General features: G+C 67.9%; 22 protein-coding genes. 15 read left to right on the top strand and 7 right to left on the bottom strand.

Annotation, left to right across the window (positions count from 1 at the left end; all coding sequences use genetic code 11):
• Positions 1-107: 107 nt before the first annotated feature.
• Positions 108-1,949 (top strand): hypothetical protein, encoded by a 1,842-nt coding sequence (locus OHA70_RS07100; RefSeq protein ID WP_328329823.1) that lies wholly within the window; start codon positions 108-110, stop codon positions 1,947-1,949.
• Between the two features lie 94 nt (positions 1,950-2,043).
• Positions 2,044-3,006 carry a TIGR03560 family F420-dependent LLM class oxidoreductase gene (locus OHA70_RS07095; RefSeq protein ID WP_328329821.1) on the top strand — a complete coding sequence of 321 codons (963 nt, stop codon included), beginning with the start codon at positions 2,044-2,046 and terminating at the stop codon, positions 3,004-3,006.
• Between the two features lie 138 nt (positions 3,007-3,144).
• Here the strand turns inward: OHA70_RS07095 and OHA70_RS07090 are convergent, their stop codons facing one another.
• Positions 3,145-4,524, bottom strand: a complete 1,380-nt coding sequence (locus OHA70_RS07090) for a lytic transglycosylase domain-containing protein (protein ID WP_328329819.1) — start codon at positions 4,522-4,524, stop codon at positions 3,145-3,147.
• A gap of 273 nt (positions 4,525-4,797) precedes the next feature.
• On the opposite strand from OHA70_RS07090, the gene hemL reads away from it, so the two are divergent.
• The 9 genes from hemL (at position 4,798) to OHA70_RS07045 (ending at position 13,500) form a co-directional block, all read left to right on the top strand.
• Entirely contained in the window at positions 4,798-6,120 is a 1,323-nt protein-coding gene (hemL, locus tag OHA70_RS07085) for a glutamate-1-semialdehyde 2,1-aminomutase (protein WP_328335049.1), read from the top strand.
• 14 nt (positions 6,121-6,134) lie between these two features.
• Positions 6,135-6,785 carry a histidine phosphatase family protein gene (locus OHA70_RS07080; protein WP_442913873.1) on the top strand — a complete coding sequence of 217 codons (651 nt, stop codon included), beginning with the start codon at positions 6,135-6,137 and terminating at the stop codon, positions 6,783-6,785.
• A complete protein-coding gene (locus OHA70_RS07075; protein ID WP_328335044.1) occupies positions 6,785-7,366 on the top strand; it encodes a TlpA family protein disulfide reductase in 582 nt (193 codons plus the stop codon). The genes OHA70_RS07080 and OHA70_RS07075 overlap by 1 nt, the downstream gene beginning before the upstream one ends.
• A gap of 17 nt (positions 7,367-7,383) precedes the next feature.
• Positions 7,384-8,127 carry a cytochrome c biogenesis CcdA family protein gene (locus OHA70_RS07070; RefSeq protein WP_328329817.1) on the top strand — a complete coding sequence of 248 codons (744 nt, stop codon included), beginning with the start codon at positions 7,384-7,386 and terminating at the stop codon, positions 8,125-8,127.
• Between the two features lies 1 nt (position 8,128).
• Positions 8,129-9,733: a cytochrome c biogenesis protein ResB gene (gene resB, locus OHA70_RS07065; protein WP_328329815.1), complete on the top strand. Its 1,605-nt coding sequence runs from the start codon at positions 8,129-8,131 to the stop codon at positions 9,731-9,733.
• A complete protein-coding gene (ccsB, locus tag OHA70_RS07060; protein ID WP_328329813.1) occupies positions 9,730-10,755 on the top strand; it encodes a c-type cytochrome biogenesis protein CcsB in 1,026 nt (341 codons plus the stop codon). The genes resB and ccsB overlap by 4 nt, the downstream gene beginning before the upstream one ends.
• A gap of 3 nt (positions 10,756-10,758) precedes the next feature.
• Positions 10,759-11,010 (top strand): DUF4229 domain-containing protein, encoded by a 252-nt coding sequence (locus tag OHA70_RS07055; protein WP_328329811.1) that lies wholly within the window; start codon positions 10,759-10,761, stop codon positions 11,008-11,010.
• A gap of 262 nt (positions 11,011-11,272) precedes the next feature.
• Entirely contained in the window at positions 11,273-11,884 is a 612-nt protein-coding gene (locus tag OHA70_RS07050; RefSeq protein ID WP_328329809.1) for a TetR-like C-terminal domain-containing protein, read from the top strand.
• Positions 11,885-11,946: 62 nt separating this feature from the next.
• On the top strand, positions 11,947-13,500 hold the full coding sequence (locus OHA70_RS07045) for an MFS transporter (RefSeq protein ID WP_328329807.1): 1,554 nt from the start codon (positions 11,947-11,949) through the stop codon (positions 13,498-13,500).
• 65 nt (positions 13,501-13,565) lie between these two features.
• Here the strand turns inward: OHA70_RS07045 and OHA70_RS07040 are convergent, their stop codons facing one another.
• Positions 13,566-14,051 carry a GNAT family N-acetyltransferase gene (locus tag OHA70_RS07040; RefSeq protein WP_328329805.1) on the bottom strand — a complete coding sequence of 162 codons (486 nt, stop codon included), beginning with the start codon at positions 14,049-14,051 and terminating at the stop codon, positions 13,566-13,568.
• 47 nt (positions 14,052-14,098) lie between these two features.
• The gene (locus OHA70_RS07035) at positions 14,099-15,112 is read right to left on the bottom strand and encodes a M48 family metallopeptidase (protein WP_328329803.1); all 1,014 of its coding nucleotides are present in this window, start codon (positions 15,110-15,112) and stop codon (positions 14,099-14,101) included.
• A gap of 104 nt (positions 15,113-15,216) precedes the next feature.
• Between OHA70_RS07035 and OHA70_RS07030 the strand changes: the two genes are divergently transcribed.
• Entirely contained in the window at positions 15,217-16,344 is a 1,128-nt protein-coding gene (locus OHA70_RS07030) for a PLP-dependent cysteine synthase family protein (RefSeq protein ID WP_328329801.1), read from the top strand.
• Here the strand turns inward: OHA70_RS07030 and OHA70_RS07025 are convergent.
• On the bottom strand, positions 16,341-17,213 hold the full coding sequence (locus OHA70_RS07025) for a 1,4-dihydroxy-2-naphthoate polyprenyltransferase (protein WP_328329799.1): 873 nt from the start codon (positions 17,211-17,213) through the stop codon (positions 16,341-16,343). The two genes, OHA70_RS07030 and OHA70_RS07025, sit on opposite strands and share 4 nt — an antisense overlap.
• An 89-nt stretch (positions 17,214-17,302) precedes the next feature.
• On the opposite strand from OHA70_RS07025, the gene OHA70_RS07020 reads away from it, so the two are divergent.
• The 3 genes from OHA70_RS07020 to menD are packed head-to-tail and all read left to right on the top strand — an operon-like array spanning position 17,303 to position 21,116.
• On the top strand, positions 17,303-18,463 hold the full coding sequence (locus OHA70_RS07020) for an AMP-binding protein (protein ID WP_328329797.1): 1,161 nt from the start codon (positions 17,303-17,305) through the stop codon (positions 18,461-18,463).
• A complete protein-coding gene (locus OHA70_RS07015) occupies positions 18,460-19,389 on the top strand; it encodes an o-succinylbenzoate synthase (RefSeq protein ID WP_328329795.1) in 930 nt (309 codons plus the stop codon). The genes OHA70_RS07020 and OHA70_RS07015 overlap by 4 nt, the downstream gene beginning before the upstream one ends.
• The gene (gene menD, locus OHA70_RS07010) at positions 19,386-21,116 is read left to right on the top strand and encodes a 2-succinyl-5-enolpyruvyl-6-hydroxy-3-cyclohexene-1-carboxylic-acid synthase (protein ID WP_328329793.1); all 1,731 of its coding nucleotides are present in this window, start codon (positions 19,386-19,388) and stop codon (positions 21,114-21,116) included. Before OHA70_RS07015 ends, menD begins: the two co-directional genes overlap by 4 nt.
• On the opposite strand, the gene mptB is transcribed toward menD, so the two are convergent.
• The 3 genes from mptB to OHA70_RS06995 all read right to left on the bottom strand — a co-directional run bounded on the left by mptB (position 21,103) and on the right by OHA70_RS06995 (position 24,386).
• Positions 21,103-22,551, bottom strand: a complete 1,449-nt coding sequence (gene mptB / locus OHA70_RS07005; protein ID WP_328329791.1) for a polyprenol phosphomannose-dependent alpha 1,6 mannosyltransferase MptB — start codon at positions 22,549-22,551, stop codon at positions 21,103-21,105. The genes menD and mptB overlap by 14 nt on opposite strands.
• Positions 22,552-22,635: 84 nt before the next feature.
• Positions 22,636-23,400 (bottom strand): ABC transporter permease, encoded by a 765-nt coding sequence (locus OHA70_RS07000; protein WP_328329789.1) that lies wholly within the window; start codon positions 23,398-23,400, stop codon positions 22,636-22,638.
• Positions 23,397-24,386 carry an ATP-binding cassette domain-containing protein gene (locus OHA70_RS06995; protein ID WP_328329787.1) on the bottom strand — a complete coding sequence of 330 codons (990 nt, stop codon included), beginning with the start codon at positions 24,384-24,386 and terminating at the stop codon, positions 23,397-23,399. The genes OHA70_RS07000 and OHA70_RS06995 overlap by 4 nt, the downstream gene beginning before the upstream one ends.
• Between the last annotated feature and the right edge of the window lie 22 nt (positions 24,387-24,408).

Raw genomic sequence — 24,408 nt, 5'->3', positions numbered from 1 at the left:
TTGGACGGGTAGATGGGGATTCCCCTCGTTGTCGGATGAAGCTCTGGACAGGGTCTGGCTGGTGGGTCACGGTGGTGCGAGGTTCGCGAAGCTAGGGGAGGGGCTCTGTGAAGAGGTCGACGTATCTGGTGAGCAGTTTGTTGTTGATTGCTCCGGCATTGGTTGCCGCGGCGGTGGTGCAACCGGCTGTGGCGGCACCGGTGGCGGCTCAACCGTCCAAGATTCCAACACTGTTGAGGGACAGCGCGGCGCTTGCGGGCGCGGCTGCCAAGGCGAGGGTCAGTACGGCGTCGCCTGAGGCGCGGTCGCTTGGGATCGATGCCAGTGGGCGGATCGGAGTACAGGTCTATGCCGCCGCGCCGGTGACGACTCAGCAGGAGGCGGCGCTCACCTCGCTCGGGGTGTCGGTGCTGAAGAACGCGGCTGACTTCAAGGCCGTACCGGGGGCTGAGCTGCCGACGACCGGTCTGCTGTCCACGACCGTTCCGTACGACAAGCTTGACGCGGTGGCGAGCCTCGGCTGGGTGAGCGCGTTGCGGCCTTCGCTCAGGCCGGCTGTGGATGCCGGGCCGATCGAGGCCGAGAGCGTGCCGTTGCACAAGGCCGACCTGGCTCAGGCCCGGGGGCTGACCGGCAAGGGGCAGAAGATCGGCGCCATCTCCGGCGATGTCGATCACCTCGCCGAGTCCGTCGCGCAGGGCGAGTTGCCGGCCGACGTACAGGTTCTGCGGCAGGCGGCGTACGACGATGACGAGGGCACCGCGATGCTCGAGATCATCCACGACATCGCCCCGCAGGCGAAGCTCGCCTACGCCAGTACGCGGGACACCACGGCCGAGTACGTCGAGGCGTTCCACGAGCTCGCCAACGCGGGCGTGACGATGATCGCCGAGGACATCGCCCTCGATGACGAGCCCGCCTTCCAGCAGGGCATCGGCGCTGCGACTGCTGAGGGTCTCGCGGCCCACGGCATCTGGGTCAGCTCGTCGGCCGGCAACCTCGGTGGCCGGCACGCACCACGAGTCACGGCCATCGGTACCGGCAAGGGAGCCGACGGCGCCGTCGGACCGTTCACCGGCTGCCCGAACGCGGTCGACAACGTGGTGAAGCTGCGCGGCGAGGACACGACGTACGACCTCAACCTGCTGCCGGGCGCGACGGTCATGCCCACGCTGCAGTGGAGTGAGCCGCGCGCCGTCTTCCCGACTGCGGGTCAGGGCGGGTTCACCGACCTGAACCTGTACCTGATGGATGCCACCGGCACCAAGTGCCTCGCGGCCAGCAACGCCGTCCAGGCCGATGGGGTCGGCGACACCATCGAGCAGTTCATCTACGAGAACACGACCGGGGTGGCGCAGCCCGCCAAGCTCGTCGTGGACGTCCAGGGCACCTCGTCGGCCAAGAAGGCGCCGGTACTTGACCTGCGCTGGCGCGCGCTGTCGGCCGGCGTCCAGACGATCGACCCGCCCGAGCGGGCCGGTTCGATGAACCCGGACTCGAACTACCTGGGACTCGCGACCAGCGCCGGCGCGGTCAACGCCAGCACGTCGGTGGACCCGAAGACGATCGCGCTGGAGGCGTACAGCGCGGCCGGCCCGACCCAGATCATCACCACCACGCGCTGCCCGGCCAACAAGCCCGGTCCGTGCAAGGGCATCCCCGGCCCGCTCTCCCGGAGCTTCCCGGCGCCGTACTGGGCCGCCTCCGACGGCGTCTCGGTCAGCGGGGTAGGACCGTTCGGCTCCGGCACCTGCCCGACCGCCGTTGAAGGCCAGTGCCGCTTCTTCGGTACGTCGGCATCGGCACCGAGTGCGGCCGGAGTGGCAGCCCTGACCAGGCAGGAGTTCGGCGGCCGGATTCATCCCGTCCTGCTGAACACGATCCTCGCCGCCAGAGCCGTCCACCGCGACGGAGCTGCCTTCGGAGCGGGCGTACTGAGCGCCCGCTGAGCAAGGGATTCAGAAGCTGGAGTGTGGCTATTCAGTGGTAATTCAGTAGGTGAGGTGCTGGACCGGCTCGGCACCTCACCTATTGGATGGAGGCATGACAACACGGTTCGGAATGTTCGTTCCACAAGGGTGGAAGATGGATCTGGCGGGGTTCAGCGACCCCGTCGAACAGTGGGAGGCGATGACCGCCGTCGCGAAGAAGGCTGACGAGGGGTCCTGGGACTCGATCTGGCTGTTCGACCACTTCCACACGGTGCCGGAGCCGAGCACCGAGAGCACCTTCGAGTGCTGGACCACGACCGCTGCGCTGGCCCGCGACACCAAGCGGGTGAACATCGGCCAGATGGTCGGCTGCAACGGCTACCGCAACCCTGCCCTCTACGCCAAGATCGCGTCCACCGTCGACGTCGCCAGCCACGGCCGCCTGTACGCCGGACTGGGCGCCGGCTGGTACGAGCACGAGTGGAAGGCCTACGGCTACGAGTGGCCGGAGCTCAAGGACCGGATGGGCGCGTTCCGCGAGGCCACCGAGATCATCTACAAGATGTGGACCGAGGACGAGCCGGTCTTCGACGGCAAGTACTACTCGATCGACAAGCCGATCAACGAGCCCAAGGGCGTCCGCAAGCCGCACCCGAGCTTCTGGATCGGTGGCGGCGGCCCGAACGTCACCCTCAAGCTGGTCGCCAAGTACGCCGACGCGGCCAATATCGGCGGCGGCAACCCCGAGGTGATCAAGGAGAAGGCGGCGATCCTCAAGGGTCACTGCGACGCGATCGGCCGCGACTACAACGAGATCATCAAGTCGACCGGGATCAACGCGTTCCCGATCGACAAGGGTGACGATCCGGCCAAGGCGACCGAGAAGGCGCTCGGCCCGATGGACCGCGAGCGCTTCGACCGCGACAACCTGATCGGCACCGAGGACGAGATCGCGAACAAGGTGGAGGCCGCGCTCGAGGCCGGCGCCGACTACGTGATCTTCTACGTCCCCGGCGTCGCCTACGACCTCGACTTGGTCGACCGGATGGAACGGATCACCAAGCGTTTCGCCTGAAGCTGAGAGATTCTCAATTAAGCGCTTGACCCAGTAAAGGGCGACGCCACGAAACCGGGGGGAGGGGTTCCGTGGCGTCGCCAGGGGCGCGCCTAAGGGAGGGGTGGGGGCAGGCGCGCCGGCCTTTGGGGGGTCTGGTCAGTTCCCGAGCAGTCCGCCTCCGAGGACACCGAGCAGACCGAGCAGCGAGAGCAGGTTGCGGATGACCTGGTCGACGGCCTTGACGCCGCCTGTCTGGAACGCGGTCACGCATTTCTGCAGTTGCTGCTGAGTCGGGTGGGTGATGGTCACCTTCGACAGCTCGGACTGGCAGTAGGTCGTGGCCTTGGTCAGCTCGGTCAGCGTGCTGCCGACCGTGCCGACGATCAGGCCGACCGAGGTCTGCAGCTTCGCCACCACTGGCGGGAGAGCCGGCGGCTTGGTCGTCGGCGGCTTGCTGGTCGGCGGGGTGCTCGGCTTCGACGTCGGTGGCTTCGAGCTGGGCGGGGTCGACGGCTTGGTGGTCGTCGGCGGCCGCTTGGTCGGGGACGTCGTCGGCTTGCCGGTACCGCCCTGGACCATGGTCTGCGTCGGGCTCGGCTTCGCCGGACCCGGGTACGTCGGCAGATCGATCGCCTGGGGCAGGTTCTGGTCCGCCGGGGCATCGATGTTCGGGTCGTCGACCACGCCACCGGCCCGGTCGACTCCTTGGTCGTCACCCTCGGTGCCGTTGCCGACGGCAATCCAACTGCCGCCCGCGTACGCCTTGGCGATGCTGATCACCAGGTCGACGTACTGTTGGGAGTGGTTGTAGCGCAGGACCGCTGCGTTCAGGTCCGAGGCCTTGGACAGGTTCCCGGTGCCGGAGCACAGGTAGACGGCCGTCGACATCGCCGCGTCGTCGATGTCCTGCGGGTTCTTCACCCCGTCGCCGTCGCCGTCGACGCCCATCATCTGCCAGGTCTGCGGGATGAACTGCATCGGCCCGACCGCGCGGTCGTACGCCGCGTCGCCGTCGAGCTTGCCGCCATCCGTGTCGGTGATCTTGGCCGTGCCCGTACCGTCCAGCCGCGGGCCGAGAATGCCCGGAGTCGCGACGCCGTTGGTCATCAGCGAGTTGCCGCCGAACCGTCCGTGGTTCGACTCGACCCGGCCGATCGCGGCCACCAGGGTCCACGGCAACTGACAGGTCGGATCGGCCTGGGCCATCACCTGTTGAGCCCGTGAGTACGCCTTCAGCGCGGCATTGGGAATGCCGTTGCGAGACAGCCCGGAGACCACTTGGGTCGGCTGCTCGCCGGGATCGACACCGTTGCCGACCACACCGGCCACCGCGACGTTCGCCGGATCGCCGATCGGCTGCTTCGGTACGACCACCGGGCTGTTCTTCCCCAGCCCCTGATCCAGCGCCGCTGTCGCGACGGCCGGATCGTCGGTGGCGCTGACGGTGAACGCGCTCGCGAACAACGCCAGCGGAATCAGTGGCGCCACCTGACGCCACCCGCTCCCGCCCATGGCGCGACGCTTGCCCTTCGCCATCGATGATCCCCTCCGTGACTCATCGACCTGCCCCGCCCCACGCTGCGGACAAATCTTCTGTGTCTCTTCGTACCGGCCACCGTCCGTTATTGGTCTAACGTCCGCCACGTGCGTGGGTTACGAAGCGGGCGCTGACAGTGCACTCACGGTCACCGGGTATCCATACTGGCGCGTAACAACGCACCTGTGAACCCCCTACACGCTGCTTACTTGAAGATCTCGCCGATGAGAGCGCGGTCCCCGCCCACCCGGCGTACTGGTCTGTCGGGGAGAATGGCCGCCGTGCCTGACCACACTGAGCAATCCGCCAGCTTGTTCGAACGAGCCTCCGCCGTCACTCCGGGCGGGGTGAACTCCCCGGTCCGTGCGTTCCGCGCCGTCGGCGGCGTTCCGCGCTTCATGGCCTCCGGTGACGGATGTCACATCACCGACGTCGACGGCAACACCTACGTCGACCTGGTCTGCTCCTGGGGCCCGATGCTGCTCGGCCACGCGCACCCGGAGGTGACGGCCGCTGTCCAGGCAGCGGTCAGCCGCGGTACGTCGTACGGCACCCCGACCCAGCCCGAGGTCGAACTCGGCGAGGAGATCGTCTCCCGGACGCCGGTGGACAAGGTCCGGCTGGTGTCATCCGGCACCGAGGCGACCATGTCAGCGCTCCGGCTGGCCCGTGGCGCGACCGGCCGGGCCAAGATCGTGAAGTTCGCCGGGTGCTACCACGGCCACGTCGACGCGCTGCTCGCCCAGGCGGGCTCAGGAGTCATCACGCTCGGCATCCCCGGTACGCCGGGAGTCACCGAGGCGACAACCGCCGACACGATCGTCCTGCCGTACAACGACCAGGCAGCCGTCACCGCGGCCTTCGCCCAGTACGGCGACCAGATCGCCGCCGTCATCACCGAGGCCTCGCCCGGCAACATGGGTGTCGTCCCGCCGCTGGACAACTTCAACGCCTTCCTCGCCAAGACCTGCAAGGACAACGGCGCCCTGTTCATCTCCGACGAGGTGATGACCGGCTTCCGGATCACCAAGTCCGGTTGGTACGGCGTCGACGGCGTCGTGCCGGACCTGATGACGTTCGGCAAGGTGATGGGCGGTGGCTTCCCGGCGGCCGCGTTCGGCGGCCGGGCCGACCTGATGTCCCACCTGGCACCGGAGGGCTCGGTCTACCAGGCCGGGACACTCTCCGGGAACCCGATCGCCACCACGGCCGGCCTGACCACGCTCCGGCTGGCGACCGACGAGGTCTACGCCAAGCTCGACGACACCTCGGCCACCATCCGGCAGCTCGTCACGACGGCGCTGTCCAAGGAGGGTGTGCCTCATCACATCCAGAATGCCGGGAACCTCTTCAGCGTCTTCTTCGTGGAGTCTTCGGAGGATCCGCAGCCGATCCGGGACTTCGCCGGGGCCGGGGCCCAGGTACTGCCCAGATTCGCTGCGTTCTTCCATGCCATGCTGGATGCCGGCGTCTACCTGCCGCCGAGCGCCTTCGAGGCCTGGTTCGTGAGCGCCGCCATCGACGACGACGCGCTGGCCCAGCTCGAGACCGCACTTGCCTCCGCCGCCCGCGCGGCAGCGGCTGTAGAGAACTGAAGGGACCGGCAACGGTGACCGAAACGACGGTCGTGCACCTGATGCGTCACGGCGAGGTGCACAACCCGACCGGCGTGCTGTACGGCCGGATCCCCGACTTCCACCTGTCCGAGCTCGGCCGCAAGATGGCTGACCGGGTCGCCGAGCACGTGGCCGGCCGCGACATCGTGCACCTGGTCAGCTCGCCGCTGGAGCGGGCCCAGGAGACGATGGAGCCGATCGCCAAGGTGTTCGGTCTGACGCCGGACATCGACGAGCGGGTGATCGAGGCGGCGAACCAGTTCGAGGGCAAGAAGTTCGGCGTCGGCGACGGCGCGCTGCGCCAGCCGAGTGCCTGGTGGCTGCTGCGCAACCCGTGGAAGCCGTCCTGGGGCGAGCCGTACAGCCAGCTGGTACGCCGGATGCGCGACGCGATCGAGACGGCCCGGCAGAAGGCGGCCGGGCACGAGGCGCTGATCGTCTCGCACCAGCTGCCGATCTGGATCGTCCGGTCCGCCGTCGAGCACCGCCGGATGCTGCACGACCCGCGCAAGCGGCAGTGCAGCCTGGCCAGCCTGACCTCGTTCACCTTCCACGGCGACGCGATCGTCTCGGTCGGTTATGCCGAACCCGCCAAGGACCTGCTCCCGGTCAACAACCCGAAGAAGTTCGCAGGCGGCGCGTGATGGTTCGCTTTGCCCGTACTACGGCTGTCGCAGCTGCGGTGCTGCTCGCCGCCACGGCCTGTACCTCCGGCCAGAACGCGTCGGACAGCCGCAAAGGCCAGACCGGATTCGTCAGCGGCAACGACCGGGTCGCCACCTATGCGCCTGCTGATCGGGTCAAGGCCCCGACCTTCCAGGGCAAGACGCTGGACGGCAAGGACTGGAGCTCCGCCGACCACACCGGCAAGGTCATCGTGATGAACGTCTGGGGATCCTGGTGCCCGCCGTGCCGGGAGGAGGCGTCGGACTTCACCGCCGCCGCCAACGAGCTCGGGCCGGACGTCCAGTTCATCGGCCTGAACACCCGGGACCTCGACCCGGCGCCGGCGAAGAAGTTCGTCGAGGTGTTCAAGGTGCCGTACCCGAGCATCTACGACCCGGCCGGCAAGCAGCTGCTGCTGTTCCGGGGCCAGAAGATCTCGCCGAGCTCCATCCCGGCGACGGTCGTGATCGACAAGCAGGGCAAGGTCGCGTCGAAGGTGATCGGCAGCGTGACCAAGTCGACCCTGCTCGGCATGGTGCATGATGCTGCCGCGAGTTGACCAAAGGAATCGGCACCGTGGGTGAGTGGTTCGCCCAGTCGATGACTGGATCGATGCTGGTGGCACTGCCGATCGCGGTGCTGGCCGGTGCGATCTCGTTCTTCTCACCCTGCGTGGTTCCGCTGTTACCGGGCTATCTCTCGTACGTGACCGGGCTGTCCGCGGCCGAGCTCGGGTCCGAGCGCCGCGGCCGGATGCTGGCCGGGACGAGCTTGTTCGTCGCGGGGTTCTCCGCCGTCTTCATCCTGACCGGTGTGCTGTTCGGTGCCGTCGGCAACGCTCTGCTCGATCACCAGGGCGTGATCACCAAGGTGCTCGGCGGCGCGACCGTCGTCCTGGGCCTGATCTTCCTTGGTGGCTTCGGTTTCGCGCAGCGCGATGTCCGGGTGCACCGGGTGCCGGCCGTCGGGATCGCGGCGGCGCCGTTGCTCGGTGTGCTGTTCGGTTTCGGGTGGACGCCGTGCATCGGGCCGACCCTCGGTACGGTGATGAATCTGGCCGCGACCGAGGGAAGTACCGGCCGGGGTGCGATCCTGGCGCTGGTGTTCAGCCTCGGGCTGGGCATTCCGTTCATCGTCGCGGCGCTCGCCTTCCGGCGGATGCTCGGCGCGGTCGCCTGGGTGCGCAAGCACCAGGTGATGGTGATCCGGATCGGCGGCGTGCTGATGATCGCCGTGGGGCTACTGCTGCTGACAGGAGTGTGGGACTCGATGACCGCCGAGCTCAGGCAATGGGTCGCCAACTTCGGATCGGCGGTGTGACGTGACGGATGTGAAGGACCGCGTCGAGGCGCCGGCCCCGCCACCCGACCTGCCCAAGCTCGGCCTGATCGGCTGGCTGCGCTGGACCTGGCGGCAGCTCACGTCGATGAAGACGGCGCTGGTGCTGCTCTTCCTGCTCGCGCTGGGGGCGGTACCGGGCTCCTTGATCCCGCAGACCGCGATCGATCCGGTCAAGGTCTCGGACTTCTTCGAACAGCACCCCAAGCTCGGCCCGTTCTACGACAAGCTCGGGCTGTTCGCGGTCTACAAGTCCGCCTGGTTCTCGGCCATCTACCTGCTGCTGTTCATCTCGCTGATCGGCTGTGTGGTGCCGCGGCTTCAGGTCTACCTGAAGGCGATGCGGGCCCGCCCGCCGAAGCCCCCGCGCAATCTGAACCGCCTGCCCGGGTACCAGTCCTTCGAGCCGACGGCCTCCGACAGCGAGGTGCTGGAGCTGGCCGCGGCCGAGCTGCGCCGGCGGCGCTTCCGGGTCGAGCTGTACGACGGCGCGGTGGCGGCCGAGCGCGGGTACCTGCGCGAGGCGGGCAACCTGCTCTTCCACTTCTCCCTGATCCTGGCGCTGATCGGCGCCGCCTGGGGTGCGCTGTTCGGCTACCGCGGCACCGTACTGGTTGTCGTGGGCAATGAATTCTCGAACGCGATCGCGCAGTACGACGACTTCAGCCCGGGCCGGGTGTTCAAGCCGGACGACCTGCCGCCGTTCTCGCTGAAGGTGAACAGCTTCACGGTCAAGTTCCAGACCGACGGCCCGCAGCGGGGCGCGGCGCGCGAGTTCAAGGCGCCGATCACCTACCAGGAGACGCCGGACTCGCCGAAGAAGTCGTACGAGCTGCAGGTGAACCACCCGTTGCAGGTCGACGGCACCAACGTGCACCTGCTCGGCCACGGCTACGCGCCGAAGGTGACGGTCCGCGACGGCAAGGGCGAGGTGGCCTTCTCCGGGCCGGCGCCGTTCCTGCCGCAGGACGGCAACTTCTCGTCGTTCGGTGTGATCAAGGCTCCGGACGCGCGGCCCGAACAGCTCGGTTTCGAAGGCTTCTTCCTGCCGACCGGGGTGATCGACCCGCAGCGCGGTCCGACGTCGGTGTTCCCGGACGCGCTCAACCCGGTGCTGGCGATGACGGCGTACTACGGCCGGCCGGCCGAGGAGACGGGCAAGCCGCAGTCGGTCTACCAGCTGGACAAGTCGAAGCTGACCCAGTTCGAGGGGGACGGCGGCGACAAGCTGCGGTTCCAGCTCGCGCCGGGGCAGAGCTTCAAACTGCCGGACAACCGCGGCTCGATCACCTTCGACTCCTACGAACGCTGGGTGAAGCTGCAGATCAGCCACACTCCGGGCCTGCACCTGGCGCTGGCCGGGATCCTGCTCGCCATCCTCGGGCTGATGGGCTCGCTGTTCATCCACCCGCGGCGTACCTGGGTGCGGGTCCGGACTCAGGACGGGCGTACCGTGGTCGAGGTCGCAGGGCTGGACCGGGGGCCGGAACGCGGGCTCGGGGACGAGATCCTCGCCATCACCAACGCCCTGAAGCCAGTTGAACAGCCGGCCGAGCAAACAGCAGAACCGAAGCAGGAGAAGCCATGAGCCCGGAGACCTACGCGCACCTCTCCAACCTGGTCATCCCGACGGCAACCGTCATCTACATCATCGCGATGGTCTCCCACACCCTCGAATGGGCGATGGGCCGGGCGGTTGTAGCCAAGGCTGTCGCAGAAGAAGACGCCGCTCTGGTCACGTCCGCTGTCGGCGCCGGCAACTCGGCCTCGGCTGGGTCGGCTTCCGGCGCGACTGTTGTTACGTCAGCCGGCACGCTGGCGACTGGCACCGGAGATGCGCGGTCGGAGCGGGCTGATGCTGCCAGTCGAGTGGGGCTGTTGCTGACTTGGTTGGCGTTTTTGCTGCATTTGACGGGTGTGGTTACCCGGGGGCTCGCGGCGGGGCGGGTGCCGTGGGGGAACATGTACGAATTCACCATCACCTCCTCGCTGGCGGTGGCGGCGGTCTACCTGCTCTTCGTGCACCGGTACAAGCTGCAGTGGCTGGGGCTTGGCGTCACACTGTTCGTCTCCGCCGTGCTCGGACTGGCGACGCTGGCGCTCTACACGCCGGCCGGACCGCTGGTACCGGCGCTGCACTCCTACTGGCTCGTGATCCACGTGTCCGCCGCGGCGATCTCCGGTGGCGCGTTCACGATCGGTGGCCTGGTGTCGATCCTGTACCTGGTCAAGGCCCGCGCCGAGCGGCGCGTGCTGGCCGGCGGCACGATGTCGGCGTCGCTCAAGCGGCTGCCCAGTGCCGAGGCGATGGACGGTACGGCGTACAAGGTGCTCGCGTTCGCTTTCCCGCTGTGGACCTTCGGAGTGCTGGTGGCCGGGCCGATCTGGGCGGAGTACGCCTGGGGCCGGTACTGGGGCTGGGACCCCAAGGAGGTCTGGTCGCTGGTCACCTGGGTCGTCTACGCGGCATACCTGCACGCTCGCGCGACGGCCGGCTGGCGTGGCCGCCGGGCCGCCACGATCGCGATCGTCGGCTGGTTCGTCTTCATCTTCAACTTCGTCGGGGTGAACCTGCTCGTGTCCGGCCTGCACTCCTACGCCGGGGTCTGAGCCATGAAGGAATTCGCCATCTACACCGGCCTGCGGCTGGCCCTGTTCCTGGTCTCCTTCGGCATCCTCTGGGTCGCCCTGCACAGCTGGCTGAGCCCCTGGCCGCTGGCTCTGCTGGCCCTGTTCATCACCGCCATCCTGTCCCTGTTCGTACTCCGCTCCGCCCGCGACCGGCTCGCCGCCAAGATCGACGAGCGGGCCGGCCGGATGGCCAGCCGGATCGAGGCCGCCAAGACGGCCGAGGACGACGACTGAGCTTCTCCTAGTACCGACTGAGCTTTCGTAGTACCGGATAGCGGACAACCGGCTCGCCTGCTGGCGGCCGGTTGTTTGCGTCTGTTCAGGCGGGGCGGAGTAGTACCAGTGGGTCGCTGGTACTGAGAGTGACGTAGGACACAACAGGGCTCGGAAGAAAATCGTTTGTGCACTCCTTCACATGAGTCGTAACGTGGTTGATGAAACGAAACCGTTTCGTTCTATCAGCTACCAGCCGACTACCGAGGGTGATGCAGAGACCATGGCCGATGTTGCCGATGCAGGTCCGCGCCAGCGGCCGCGGGTCGAGGGCGGGCGCGAGGACGAGATCCTCGACGCGACCGTCGCGACGCTCGCCGAGCTGGGCTACGACCGGCTGACGATGGACGCGGTGGCGACGGCCGCCAAGGCCAGCAAGGCGACGCTGTACCGGCGCTGGACCACCAAGGCGGAGCTGGTCGCGGACGCGATCAGCCGGGCCAAGGGCTGTCCGATGCCCGAGGACGTCGACACCGGCAGCTTGCGGGGCGACCTGATCTCGATGTCGTGCGGCCAGGGCGGGTTCACCGAGGAGATGCCGATGTCGGTGATGGCCGGTCTGATGACCGCGCTGCACCGTGACCCGGAGCTCAAGGCGGCCTTCCAGAAGTACTTCCTGGCGCCCCGGATCGCGATCACCAACGGGGTCTACCAGCGCGCGGTCGAGCGCGGGGAGATCGCCGCCGACGTCGACGTCGAACTGCTGTCGGTGACGCTGCCGGCGATCATCATCCACCAAGCGTTCGTGCTCGGCGTCGCGCCGACCGACGAGCTCATTCTCCGAGTCATCGACAACGTGATCATGCCTGCGGCGCGGGGGTCGCAGGTGAGCTGAGCCGGTGAGGGGCCGGACCAGCGACCTAAAAGCCAGTTACACCCAAGAGGGGATATTCCAGCATGTCTGAAGACGTCATCAAGGCCGACCCGCCAGAGGGGCGACCGGTCGACTCGGTGGCCGAACCGGCGACCCACGGCCACCGCAATCTCGGGATCGCGCTCGCGCTGATCTCCATGGCGCAGCTGATGGTCGTGCTCGACGGCACCATCGTCAACATCGCCCTGCCGCACATCCAGAAGGACCTCGGCTTCACCAACGGCTCGCTGCCGTGGGTGGTCAACGCCTACGCGCTGGCCTTCGGTGGTCTGCTGCTGCTCGGTGGCCGGATCGGGGACATCCTCGGCCGCCGCAAGGTGTTCATGTTCGGTGTGGTGCTGTTCGGCGTCGCGTCGTTCCTCGGTGGTATCGCACAGAACGAGACCCTGCTGCTGGCCAGCCGGATCCTGCAGGGCCTGGGCGCCGCGGCGGCCTCGCCGAACGCGCTCGCCCTGATCACCACCACCTTCCCGGCCGGCAAGGAGCGCAACCGCGCGATGGCCGTGTACGCCGCCATGTCCGGTGCGGGTGCCGCCGTCGGTCTGATCCTCGGTGGTCTGCTGACCGAGGCTTCGTGGCGCTGGACCTTCTTCATCAACACCCCGATCGGCCTGATCGTCGCGCTGCTGGCGATCCGGTACCTCGGTGAGTCGGCCCGTCAGCGCGGCAAGTTCGACCTGCCGGGTGCGATCACCGGAACCATCGGTCTGACCTCGCTGGTCTACGGCCTGACCCACGCCGGCAGCAAGGGCTGGGGCAACAGCGCCACCCTCGCGTTCATCATCGGCGGTCTGGTCCTGATCGGTGTCTTCCTGCTGATCGAGGCTCGCTCGCGGCACGCGCTGATGCCGTTCCGGATCCTCGCGAACCGGACCCGCGGGATCAGCTTCTTCGTGATGCTGATCGTCGGCGCGGCGCTGTTCTCGATGTTCTACTTCCTGGGCATCTTCATCCAGAACGTGCTCGGCTACAGCGCGCTGAAGACCGGCTTCGCGTTCCTGCCGTTCAGCTTCGGCATCGTGGTCGCGGCCCAGCTCGCCTCCACGCTGATCGCCCGGATGGACCCGCGCTGGATCTCCGGCGCCGGGGCGGCGATCGCGGCCGGCGGAATGTTCGGCTTCACCCAGCTCGAGGTGGGCTCCAGCTACGCCGCTCACCTGCTGCCGTACATCCTGCTGCTGTCCTTCGGGATGGGCCTGATCTTCGTACCGCTCACGTTGACCGCGGTCAGCGGTGTCGCGGACGAGGACTCCGGGGTCGGGTCCGCGGTGCTGAACACGGTCCAGCAGATCGGTGGTGCGGTCGGCCTGGCGCTGCTGGGCACGGTCTCCACCAACGCGATCAAGGACAAGTTCACCGAGCTCACGCCGGGGCTGGCCAAGGCATCGCAGGCCGCACCGGATCAGGCCGGCGTACTGGCCAAGCAGGCCGAGGCTGTCGCCACCACGCACGGTTTCACCACCGCGTTCATGGTGTCGGCGATCATGTTCGTCGGTGCCGCGCTGATCACCCTGGTCGGCCTGTCGGTCAAGCACCAGGACCTGGCCAACGACGGCAAGCCGGTTCACGTCGGCTGACGTCGGTACTGATCGCGAAGGGCCGTCTTCCGGAGGGGGAGGCGGCCCTTCGTCCTGTCCGGGGGCTAGAGCGGTTTGCGCATCACGAGTTCGTGGTGGATGCCGTCGGGCATCAGTTCGCCCTCGATGTCGGTGTCGGTGAAACCGCTGCGCAGGTAGAGCGCGTGCGCCTTCTCGTTGCCATCAGCAACCGATAGCTGGAGGGTGTGGGCGGCGGCGGTCTCGCGGGCCCATTGCTCGACCTGGGCCATCAGCTGGTCGCCGATTCCACGGCCGCGGCCGGCCGGAGCGATCCACATCGAGATCAGCTCGACGACGCCGTTCTCGTCGGTTCGGATGCCGCTGGCCATGCCCACCGGCGTACCGTCCAGAACGGCGACGAAGTTGCGGGAGCCGGGCAGGTCGAGGCGGGCCCGCCAGCGGTCCTCCTCGGCGTCGACCCAGTCGGCCAGTTGCGAGCCGAAGGCGTACGGCGCTTCCTCGAGGGCGGCCAGCCGCAGCTCACGCCAGAGCTGCCAGTCGTCGGTGCTTAGTTCGCGGAGTTCGATCACCCCGCCACCTTCTCGCGGCGGGGTGATCTGTTTCAAACGACTATCTGTCAGCGCGGGAACTTCGAGGAGACCCAGTCGCGGACGCCGCCGAGGCCTTCGCCCATGTCGCGCACCAGCTTGGCCAGCGGGTCCTGGGAGCGGTTGAAGGAGTCGGAGTACGACTTGGCCGCGTTCTTCGCCTCCTGCGTCATCGAGGCGTCGCCGTCCTCCTGCCGCTTCGGGTAGGTACCGGAGACGATCGCCGTGTACTCGCCCTCGTCCACCCAGCGGCGCAGCTCGTGCGCGCGGATGACGGCCAGCGGGTGGGACTGCGCCTCGAGCAGTAGCAGCTTGAGCACGCTGTCGCGCAGGTCGCCGGAGCTCTCGTACTCCGTGCCCTGGGCAAGGAAGGCGGTCGTGTCCAGCTGGTCGAGCTGGCCACCGCTGGCGAGCTTCATCTGCACCCGCAGAGCGGCCGCCGGGTCTTGTACCGCGAGCAGGCCGGCCCGGTCGCCGGAGAGCTCCGCCTTGCGCGACCATTCGTGCAGCGCGGCGATGATCGCGCGCAGCCCGAAGGCGCCGATCGGCATCCAGTTGACGGCGCCGGTGAGACGCATCAGCCAGAGCAGCAGCGACTGGTAGAGCGCGTGCCCGCTCTGCGCGTGGCCGAGCTCGTGGCCGAGGACGAACCGGGTCTCCTCGTCGTCGAGGCCTTGGACCAGCGCGCTGTTCAGCACGATGAACGGCTTGTCCATGCCGATCGTGACGGCGTTCCAGATCGGGCTGTTGGTGACGTACAGCTCGGGCAGCTGACGGACGTCGAGCGTCGTCGCGGCCTCGGTGTAGAGCCGGTGGATCTTCGGGAACTGCCGCTCGTCGACCCGGATCGCCGAGCCGAGGAACTGCAGCCGGAAGGCGCGCTCGTTGATCAGCCCGGACATCTTCCGCAGGATGAAGTCGAAGCCCTTGAGCTGGCGCAGCGCGACCAGCGCACCGCGGTCGGCGGGGTGCTCCCACGCCCGCGAGCTGATGTCGGTCAGGGTCGCCCGCGGCCGGGTCGGCCGCTCTTCGTTCTCGCTCATCGTTCCCCCACGGGTCGGCGTGTGCCCCCAACCTAGCTCGCCCCGGGGTCCGGTTGCAGAGAGTAGGAATACCTAAACCGTCGGTACTGTCCTAGCCTGACGGGATGAGTAGTAGCAACCGTCCAGTGCCGTGCCGGGAGGTTGACCGGCGCGACGACAAGGCGCGGGCCTGGATCTCCGAGGCGATCCGGCTCGTCGAGGCCGACGCAAACCGCAGTGCCGACACCCACCTGCACGTGTTCCCGATGCCCGCCGCGGCCGGGGTCGACCTGTACCTGAAGGACGAGTCGGTCCATCCGACCGGCTCGCTCAAGCACCGGCTGGCCCGGTCGCTGTTCCTGTACGCCCTCTGCAACGGCTGGATCCACGAGGGCAGCACGGTGATCGAGGCGTCCAGCGGCTCCACCGCAGTCAGCGAGGCGTACTTCGCCCGCCTGCTCGGGCTGCCGTTCATCGCGGTGATGCCCGCCTCGACCAGCCCGGAGAAGATCGAGCTGATCGAGTTCTACGGCGGCCGCTGCCACTTCGTCGAGCGCTCCGGGCAGATCTACGGCGAGGCCAAGCGGCTCGCCGAGGAGACCGGCGGGCACTACATGGACCAGTTCACCTACGCCGAGCGAGCGACCGACTGGCGCGGCAACAACAACATCGCCGAGTCGATCTTCAGCCAGCTCTCGCTCGAGCAGCACCCGATCCCGACCTGGATCGTGGTCGGCGCGGGCACCGGCGGCACCTCGGCGACGATCGGCCGGTACGTCCGGTACCAGCGGCACGACACGTCGGTGGCCGTGGTCGACCCGGAGAACTCGGCCTTCTTCCCGGCCTTCGAGTCCGGTGACGGCGACTTCGCCACCGGCCGCCCGTCCCGGATCGAGGGCATCGGCCGGCCGCGGGTGGAGCCGTCGTTCGTGCTCGGCGTGGTCGACCGGATGATCGCGGTCCCGGATGCCGCCTCCATCGCCGCAATGCGGTTCTGTTCGAAGGTGACCGGCAGGTTGGTCGGCGGGTCCACCGGCACCAACCTGTGGGGCTCACTGCGGCTGGCGGCGGAGATGCGGCGTACCGGCGTACAGGGGAGCATCGTGACGCTGCTGTGCGACAGCGGCGACCGGTATGGCGACACGTACTACGACGACGACTGGCTCAAGCGCAGCGGGATCGACCTGGCGCCGTACGCGGAGACGCTGGAGGGCTTTGCCCAGTCAGGTCGCTGGCGGGAGCCTGTCCGCTAGTTGCCCAGGAACAGGCCGACAGTCAGGCCGACGGCGTAGACGAGCTCGGTGAGGCCGGTGCCCTGGAGCACTGGGATGAGTGCCGGGCCGACTGCGTCGCTCAGGACGGTCTTGGTGGCCTTGGCGGCTAGTGGCAGGGCAATGAGGGCCAGGAGCGTCCAGGGGGTCGCCGCGGCTGAGACGGCTGCCAGGATGAAGGCGAGGGCGACCAGTCCGGCGTACAGGCGGCGGGAGTTGGGGGCGCCTAGTACTACGGCCAGTGTGCGCTTGCCGGTCACTGAGTCGGTGGGGATGTCGCGGAGGTTGTTGGCGACCAGGAGCGCGCAGGCGATGCTGCCGATGGCCACTGCGCCGGCTACTGCGGTCCAGTGGAGCTTCTCGGCCTGGACGTAGGTAGTACCGAGCACTGCGACCAGGCCGAAGAACAGGAAGACGCTGATCTCCCCGAGGGCGCGGTAGCCGTAAGGCTTCTTGCCGCCCGTGTAGAACCAGGCACCGAGGATCGAGGCGGCTCCGGGGACCAGTAGCCACCAGGTGGTGGTCGCTGCGAGCACTAGGCCGAGTGCTGCGCCGATGCCGAAGCAGGTGAACGCCACGGCCTTGACCTGCTGCGGGGTGGCCACCTTGGCGCCCACTAGGCGAAGCGGGCCGACCCGGTTCTCGTCTGTGCCGCGGATGCCGTCGCTGTAGTCGTTCGCGTAGTTGACGCCGATCTGGAGCGCCAGGGCGACACCTAGAGCCAACAGGGCCTTCCACCAGACGAAACCGTCGAGGTAGGCGGCTGCGCCGGTACCGACGAGCACTGGAGCGATCGCGGCGGGCAGGGTGCGAGGGCGGGCGCCTTCGATCCACTGGGCAGGGGTGGCCATGGCAAACGATTCTGTCAGCCGGTTGGCAAGGGCTTGCAGGCGGTACGGGAGACCGAGCCGCCAGGGGTGCGCCGTAGGCTCGGAGGGACATGTCTACGTTGCGCCTGGTCCCAGGCACCCCGGATGCCGTGCTGTCGGCGTTGACCGACCTACTGAACGGCACCGGTACTGCGTTCGCGCCGCTGCCGGGTGATCCCGCCGCTGCCGCGCGCGTCCGCCAGGCGGTCGCCCCCGATGCACCACTCGAGTCTCCCGACGTCGGCGTGGTCCTAGCCACGTCCGGCTCCTCGGGCGAGCCCAAGGGCGTAATGCTCTCCACCGCAGCCCTCACCGCCTCCGCCATTGCGACCCACGACCGCCTCGGCGGCCCCGGCCAATGGCTACTCCCCATGCAGCCGTACTTCGTCGGCGGCCTGCAGGTACTCACCCGGTCTGTGTTGGCTGGCTACGCGCCGGTCGTCGCCAGCGATCACCCAACCTTCGCGGCGGGCGTGATGGCTCTCACCGCCGAACGCCAATACACGGCGATGGTGCCTACGCAGTTGGCCCGCTACCTGGAGACGCCGCAGGACCAGGACATGCTCCGGCGCTTCAGCGCCATCATCATCGGCGGAGCGGCGATGCCGGACGGGCTGAAGGCGAAGGCGGCGGCCGCAGGCGTCACCGCCATCCCGTCCTACGGGATGACTGAGACCGGCAGCGGCTGCGTCTATGCAGGCGAGCCACTGAGCGGCACGCGACTGCGCCTCGACGAAGAACCGCCCGCCGGACCGCCCTCCGGGCGGTCCGGCGGGCGTGGAGGGGGAGCAGGGCGGATCTGGATCAGCGGGCCGACGCTCTTCTCCGGTTATCGCCTGCAACCGGAGCTGACTGCGGAGGTGCTGCAAGACGGGTGGTTCCGGACTCAGGATCGGGGTGAGTTTGTCGATGGGCGGTTGCGGGTGGTGGGCCGGGTCGACGATGTGGTCATCTCCGGTGGAGTGAACGTGACGGTGACTGCCGTGCAAGCGCGGTTGCTGGAGCATCCGGACGTCAAGGATGCTGTTGTGCTTGGGGTTCCCGATAGTGAATGGGGTTCGCGGGTGGTCGCGTTCGTGGTCGGGATCGCTGACAGAGAGGTGCTCAGGGATTTTGTGGCTGAGGTGTTGCCGCGGACTTGGGCTCCTCGGCAAGTGGTGGAGCTGAGCGAGTTGCCGATGCTTGCTTCGGGCAAGGTTGATCGGCGGCGGCTGGTGGAGGGGGTGCTGTGATCACTTATGCGATCGGGTTGAAGAACAAGTTCCGCGGGATCACGGTGCGCGAGGGGATGCTGTTCGAAGGGCCGGCGGGATGGGCCGAGTGGTCGCCGTTCCTCGACTACGACGACGCGACTTGTGTGGCTTGGCTTCGGGCGGCGTACGAGGCCGCGTATGACGGGTGGCCTGCGGCGGTGCGTTCCGAAGTACCGGTGAATTGCACTGTGCCGGCGATCGGGCCGGAGAAGGCTGCGGCAATCGTGCGGGCGTCCGGGTGCGCCACGGCGAAGGTGAAGGTGGCTGAGCCGGGGCAGACGCTGGCGGATGACCTGGAGCGGGTGGAGGCGGTCCGGGACGCTATCGGCGGCGGGCAGGTGCGCATTGATGCCAACGGGGCTTGGTCTGTGGATGAAGCGCTGCGGGCGTTGAAGGAGCTCAGGCGCTTCGACCTGGAGTATGTCGAGCAGCCGTGCGCGTCGGTGGAAGACCTGGCGGCTGTACGCCGGCGTACCGACGTACTGGTTGCTGCGGATGAGTCCATCCGTCGCGCCGAGGATCCCCTGCGGGTGAAGAAGCTTGAGGCCGCCGACATCGCAGTACTGAAGGTCCAGCCGATCGGTGGCGTCCGGGCCTGTCTCGACATCGCTGAGCAGATCGGACTGCCCGTGGTCGTCTCATCCGCGTTGGAGACGTCCATCGGGATCGCTGCCGGAGTAGCGCTGGCAGCGGCTCTCCCCGAGCTGCCCTACGCGTGTGGTCTCGCCACTGTCTCCATGTTCACAGCAGAGGTTGTCGATGAGCCGCTGCTGCCAGTCAACGGCTTCCTGCCGGTGAAGCGCCTAGTACCTGCTACAGAGTTGCCAACCGCCGACCAAGCGACCACTGCCAAGTGGGAGCAACGGCTGGCGAGGGTCGAAGCATTGAAGGGGAGTGTTGGATGAACCCGTCCACGGCATTCGCGACTGTGGTGGTCGACGAGCTGATCAGGTCCGGCGTGCGGGAGGCGGTGCTGGCTCCTGGCTCACGTAGTACGCCACTGGCTCTCGCGCTGGCCGCTGCTGACCGGGACGGGCGACTGCGTCTGCATGTGCGCATCGACGAACGTACTGCGGGCTTCCTGGCGATCGGCTTGATCCGTGGGACGGGTCTGCCGGTGCCGGTGGTGACGACCTCCGGTACTGCGGTCGCGAACCTCCACCCGGCAGTACTAGAGGCGTCCCACAGCGGCCTGCCTCTCATCGTGCTGAGTGCGGACCGCCCGCCGGAGCTGCGGGGGACCGGCGCCAACCAGACCACCGACCAGCTCAAGGTGTTCGGTGATGCTGTTCGCCTGTTCCACGAGCTCGGTACGCCGAGCAAGCAGGTCGGCCAAGTCGCCTACTGGCGCTCGCAGATCGCACGCGCGGTGTCGACCGCTGTCGGCGCGCGTACCGCCGACCCGGGCCCGGTCCACCTCAACTGCCCACTAGTCGAGCCGCTGGTCCCAACTGGCGATGGAGACTGGCCGGAGCCGCTCGATGGCCGCACCACCGGCCCCTGGACAAGCGTCCACGCCACCGGAGCCCAGCCGTCCGCCGTAGCCCCCGGCCCGAAGACGGTTGTAGTCGCAGGCGACGGCGCCTCCCAAGCCGCACGCCTAGCCGCCGAGGCAGGCAACTGGCCCCTCTTCGCCGAACCATCCAGCCGGGCGAGAACCGGACCGGCCGTCATCTCGTCCTACCGTTTGTTGCTGGCAGCAACATCTCAGGCGGCGACGTCATCCGCGGCGACGTCATCCGCAGCGGCGGCTGCGCCGACGTCTTCCGCGGTGACGGCTTCGCCCGCGCTGTCTTCGCTCGGGGCGGAGATCGAGCGGGTGATCGTGTTCGGGCATCCGACGTTGTCGCGGCCGGTCTCCAAGCTGCTCGCTCGTCCTGATGTCGAGGTGATCGTGGTCGCGCCGACCGGCCTCTGGCCCGACGCCGCTCACCGTGCGGCTTCGGTCGTCACCGGCCTTGAGGTGATCGGCTCCGATCAGACCGATTGGCTGGACCGTTGGCAGCATGCCGACCAATTGGCCCGAGCCGCCATGGACAAGGTGTTTGCCGGTGGGCTCTCAGGACCAGTGATTGCGGCCGTACTCGGTGAAGTCGTCGGAGCCGACGGCATGCTCGTCGTCGCCTCCTCCAATCCCGTGCGGGATCTCGATCTGGCTCCGGTCGTTCCGATCCGTACGGTGGCCAACCGTGGGCTGGCGGGGATCGACGGCACGCTCTCTACCGCCGTGGGCGCTGCACTGGCTAATGCGGGTGCGACGTACGCGCTGGTTGGTGATCTGGCCTTTCTGCATGACAGCAACGGGCTGGTGATCGGGCCTGCCGAGCCTCGCCCGGATCTGCGGATCGTGGTGCTCAACGACAACGGCGGAGGTATCTTCGCCACGCTTGAGCAGGGTGGTGGCGACCATGCCGACTACTTCGAGCGTGTCTTCGGCACACCGCACAACGTCGACCTCGCAGCACTCTGCGCCGCCACCGGCACGCCACACCAGCTGGTGGAGACAGCAGACCAACTGCGCGAAGTACTGGCCCGCACAGTCGCCGGTATCGACGTAGTAGAGGTCAAGGTCGATCGCTCCACTCACCGCGACCTCCACGCCGAACTACATCAGGCGATTAGCCAGCTGTAGCAGCAACCTTGGCGGGGACCTTGGTCGGTACAGGGCGAGCAGGTTGCAGGGTGCGGAGGCGGCCGAGTAGGCAGCCGACTACGACCAGCACCAGGGCAGTCGTGACGAGGATGGGGATGATTGCGCCGCGCAGCGAAGAGTTGAGCGGCGAGGCGATGGTCAGGACGATGCTGACGCCGATCAGGGCGGTGGTGAGCTTGCGGCCAGGGCGTGCCACCGCCAGGAACGGCAAGCACCAGATGAAGTACCAGTCGTGCGCCGTCGGCCCCAGCTGAACCAAGGCCAGCAAGGCGATTCCCACGGCCCGCGCCGCGTTGTGGATCGACGACCGCAACCCCAGTACTGCGATCAGCCCGATCGCGATGAGCATCGCCAGCAGCCGCACGATCTGCAACGCCTGCTGGGCGGCAGTGTCCTCCCCGAGCCACTCCAGTACGCCGGAAGCCCCCAATGCAATCAAGTTGGAGATAGACAGCGGCGACTTGATCAGCCCCGGTACGTCGAGCGCGCTGAGCCAACCCGACCCCACCCCGGTCAGCTCGCCAATAGTCACCAGCGTCAGGACCGAGATCGCACCCGCGATGGTCAAGCTCGCCAGTCGCAGCCGAGCGCGCCCGGCCAGTGGGCTCATCACGGCCGCGATGGCGACGACCACTAGCCCACCGGGCAGCTTCACGGCGGCCGCAGTACCGGCGAGGACCGCAGCTGTTCCCCAGTGGCCGGTGAGGGCTATCGCGAAGGCAGCGCAGGCTAGTCCCAGCATGAGGATGTCGTTGTGGGCAGCGCCCAGCCCATGCGCGATCAGCATCGGGTTGGCGACGACCAGCCAGGTTGCGACGGCCGGGTTGACCCGGCAGGCGGTGGCGAGCCGCGGTACGGCCCAGGCGATCAGTACGAAGCCCAGTACTGCGAGCAGGCGATGCGCCAGCATGAGGACGTACGGGTCCATGGTCAGCCGCGCCATGAGACCGCCGTACGCGAGAGGTATCGGGCCGTACGGTGCAGGGGTCTGCATCCACATCGGGTCGACGGCCTCGACGATGTGGCCGCTCAGGACGCCGGGGCCGACGCTGTAGGGGTCGTAGCCCTTCGCGACCAGCGCGCCTTGTGCTGCGTAGCTCCAGACGTCCCGGCTGAACAACGGCGGCGCCAGCAGCAGCGGAACACTCGTCCAGACGATCAGTGGAGTTAACCGGTACCTCTTGCCGGCCAGCACCTGCCGTCCGACCGACAGCCAGGCCCACACCATCAGACCGAGCCCGGCCACCATGAAGGCCAGCCCGGTCATCCGGCCCGGCAGGGTCGACCGCAGGTCGCTCGCGATCGGCAGCGACGCCACCCACGAGGACTCCGGTACCACCGACGTCACCAAGGACGCGGCGGCCACCACACACGACCCCACAACCCCACGAACCAACGCCGACGGCACACGCATGCCATCCACGCTAAACAGGCCGGGCGACCGCCCGATGAACAACTGCTTGCGTCCGGACTACCCTCCGGACGCAAGCAGTCACGGCTAGGCGCTTTCCTTGCGGAAGGTGCGAGCGCCGACCGTCAAACCGACGACGGTGAGCAGTACTACCCAGAAGAGACCCCACAGGGAGGCGCTGCTGGAGATGTCGCCGCGGAAGAGGGCGCGGACGCCGTTGACGACGTGCTTGAGCGGGCTGATGTCGGACAGCCGTTGCAGCCAGGTCGGGCCGATCTGCATCGGCAGGAGGATGCCGGAGAGCAGCAGGAGCGGCATGGCGATGCCGTTGAGCAGCGGCGCCAGGGCGTCCTCGCTCTTGGTGATGAGGGCGACGGAGTACGACAGGGAGGCGAACGTCGCGCCGAGCAGGGCGACGATCACCAGCGACAGGAGTACGCCGCCCCAGGGAGCGCGCAGACCCAGTGGCAACGCGGCCACCAGCAGGAGGATCGACTGGACGACGAGCACCACGACATCTCGTAGTACGCGGCCTGCCATCAGCGCGATCCGGGAGGCTGGGGTGACCCGGTCGGCCTCGATCACGCCGGCCCGGTACTCCGCGATCAGGCCGAAACCGACGAACATCGCGCCGAACATGCCGAGCTGGACGATCAGGCCGGGGATGAACACCTGGTAGGCGTTCGTGGTCGCGCCCTGACTGATCTGCGCGGTGATCGGCTTGAGCAGCGGGCCGAACAGGAACAGGTACATCAGCGGCTGGCTGAGCATCAGGATGGACCACATCGGATTGCGCAGCGACAGCCGCATCGCGCGGTTGAAGACGATCCAGGTTTCCTTGAGAACGGTCATGCCGCTGCCTCCTTCTCGTCCGAAGCAACAGGCGCATCCTCGTCGCGGAGGGAGCGGCCGGTCATCGTCAGGAAGACGTCGTCGAGGGTCGGGCGGTGCACCTCGACGCCGTGCAACTCGATGCCTTGGGCATCGATCGAGCGGAGCAGCGACGGTAGTACGGAACCGCCCTTGGGGATCCGGAAGGCGACCACGTCGCCGTCGGTCTCGATGGCGACCGCGCCGGGCAGTTCGGCGACCACCTTGCTCACCGCGGGCGCCTGCGAGGCATCAGCCAGGCTGAGCCGGACGCCGTCGCCGGAGACCTGCTGCTTGAGCTCCTCAGGCTTGCCGGCCGCCACGATCTTGCCGTGGTCGATGACCAGGATCCGGTCGCACAGCGCGTCCGCCTCGTCCAGGTAGTGGGTGGTGAGGAAGATCGTCGCGCCGCGGTCACGCAGGCCGCGGATGTGCTCCCACAGGTTCGCCCGCGCCTGCGGGTCGAGGCCGGTGGTCGGCTCGTCCAGGAAGATCAGCTTGGGGTCGTGGATCAGCCCCATCACGATGTCGAGCCGGCGCCGCTGGCCACCCGACAGGGTCTTGCACTGCCGCCGCCACAGGCCGGGCAGGTCCAGCTCGTCGAACAGCGCCTGGCCGTCGGCGATCGCCTTCTTCTTGCTTACGCCGTACAGCCGGGCGTGGTCGACCACCTCGTCACCGGCGATCGCCTCGGGCAGCGTCGAGCCGCTCTGCGGGACGTACCCGATCCGGCGACGGACGCCGACCGGGTCTTTGGCCAGGTCGCAGCCGGCTACGGTCGCGGTCCCGCTGGTCGGCGTGATCAGGGTCGCCAGCATCCGCATCGTGGTGGTCTTGCCGGCCCCGTTCGGGCCGAGGAAGCCGACGATCTCCCCGTCGGCGACATCCAGGTCTACCCCCTGCACGGCCTGCACCGGCCCGCGCTTGGTCTTGAAGGTGCGGACGAGTCCGCGAGCTTCGATCATCATGCCGACAGTCTCGAACAATCAA

Source organism: Kribbella sp. NBC_00382, assembly GCF_036067295.1.
Classification (GTDB): domain Bacteria; phylum Actinomycetota; class Actinomycetes; order Propionibacteriales; family Kribbellaceae; genus Kribbella.
This window is presented reverse-complemented; position numbering and strand designations above follow the sequence as displayed.

Excerpts from the sequence above, each read along its gene's own strand:
- OHA70_RS07035 (WP_328329803.1), bottom strand. The coding sequence starts at position 15,112 with ATGAGCGAGAACGAAGAGCGGCCGACCCGGCCGCGGGCGACCCTGACC.
- OHA70_RS07030 (WP_328329801.1), top strand. The coding sequence starts at position 15,217 with ATGAGTAGTAGCAACCGTCCAGTGCCGTGCCGGGAGGTTGACCGGCGC.
- hemL (WP_328335049.1), top strand. The coding sequence starts at position 4,798 with ATGGCCGCCGTGCCTGACCACACTGAGCAATCCGCCAGCTTGTTCGAA.
- OHA70_RS07025 (WP_328329799.1), bottom strand. The coding sequence starts at position 17,213 with ATGGCCACCCCTGCCCAGTGGATCGAAGGCGCCCGCCCTCGCACCCTG.
- OHA70_RS07045 (WP_328329807.1), top strand. The coding sequence starts at position 11,947 with ATGTCTGAAGACGTCATCAAGGCCGACCCGCCAGAGGGGCGACCGGTC.
- OHA70_RS07095 (WP_328329821.1), top strand. The coding sequence starts at position 2,044 with ATGACAACACGGTTCGGAATGTTCGTTCCACAAGGGTGGAAGATGGAT.
- menD (WP_328329793.1), top strand. The coding sequence starts at position 19,386 with ATGAACCCGTCCACGGCATTCGCGACTGTGGTGGTCGACGAGCTGATC.
- OHA70_RS07050 (WP_328329809.1), top strand. The coding sequence starts at position 11,273 with ATGGCCGATGTTGCCGATGCAGGTCCGCGCCAGCGGCCGCGGGTCGAG.
- OHA70_RS07020 (WP_328329797.1), top strand. The coding sequence starts at position 17,303 with ATGTCTACGTTGCGCCTGGTCCCAGGCACCCCGGATGCCGTGCTGTCG.
- OHA70_RS07075 (WP_328335044.1), top strand. The coding sequence starts at position 6,785 with ATGGTTCGCTTTGCCCGTACTACGGCTGTCGCAGCTGCGGTGCTGCTC.
- OHA70_RS07000 (WP_328329789.1), bottom strand. The coding sequence starts at position 23,400 with ATGACCGTTCTCAAGGAAACCTGGATCGTCTTCAACCGCGCGATGCGG.
- OHA70_RS07055 (WP_328329811.1), top strand. The coding sequence starts at position 10,759 with ATGAAGGAATTCGCCATCTACACCGGCCTGCGGCTGGCCCTGTTCCTG.
- mptB (WP_328329791.1), bottom strand. The coding sequence starts at position 22,551 with ATGCGTGTGCCGTCGGCGTTGGTTCGTGGGGTTGTGGGGTCGTGTGTG.
- OHA70_RS06995 (WP_328329787.1), bottom strand. The coding sequence starts at position 24,386 with ATGATGATCGAAGCTCGCGGACTCGTCCGCACCTTCAAGACCAAGCGC.
- OHA70_RS07090 (WP_328329819.1), bottom strand. The coding sequence starts at position 4,524 with ATGGCGAAGGGCAAGCGTCGCGCCATGGGCGGGAGCGGGTGGCGTCAG.
- ccsB (WP_328329813.1), top strand. The coding sequence starts at position 9,730 with ATGAGCCCGGAGACCTACGCGCACCTCTCCAACCTGGTCATCCCGACG.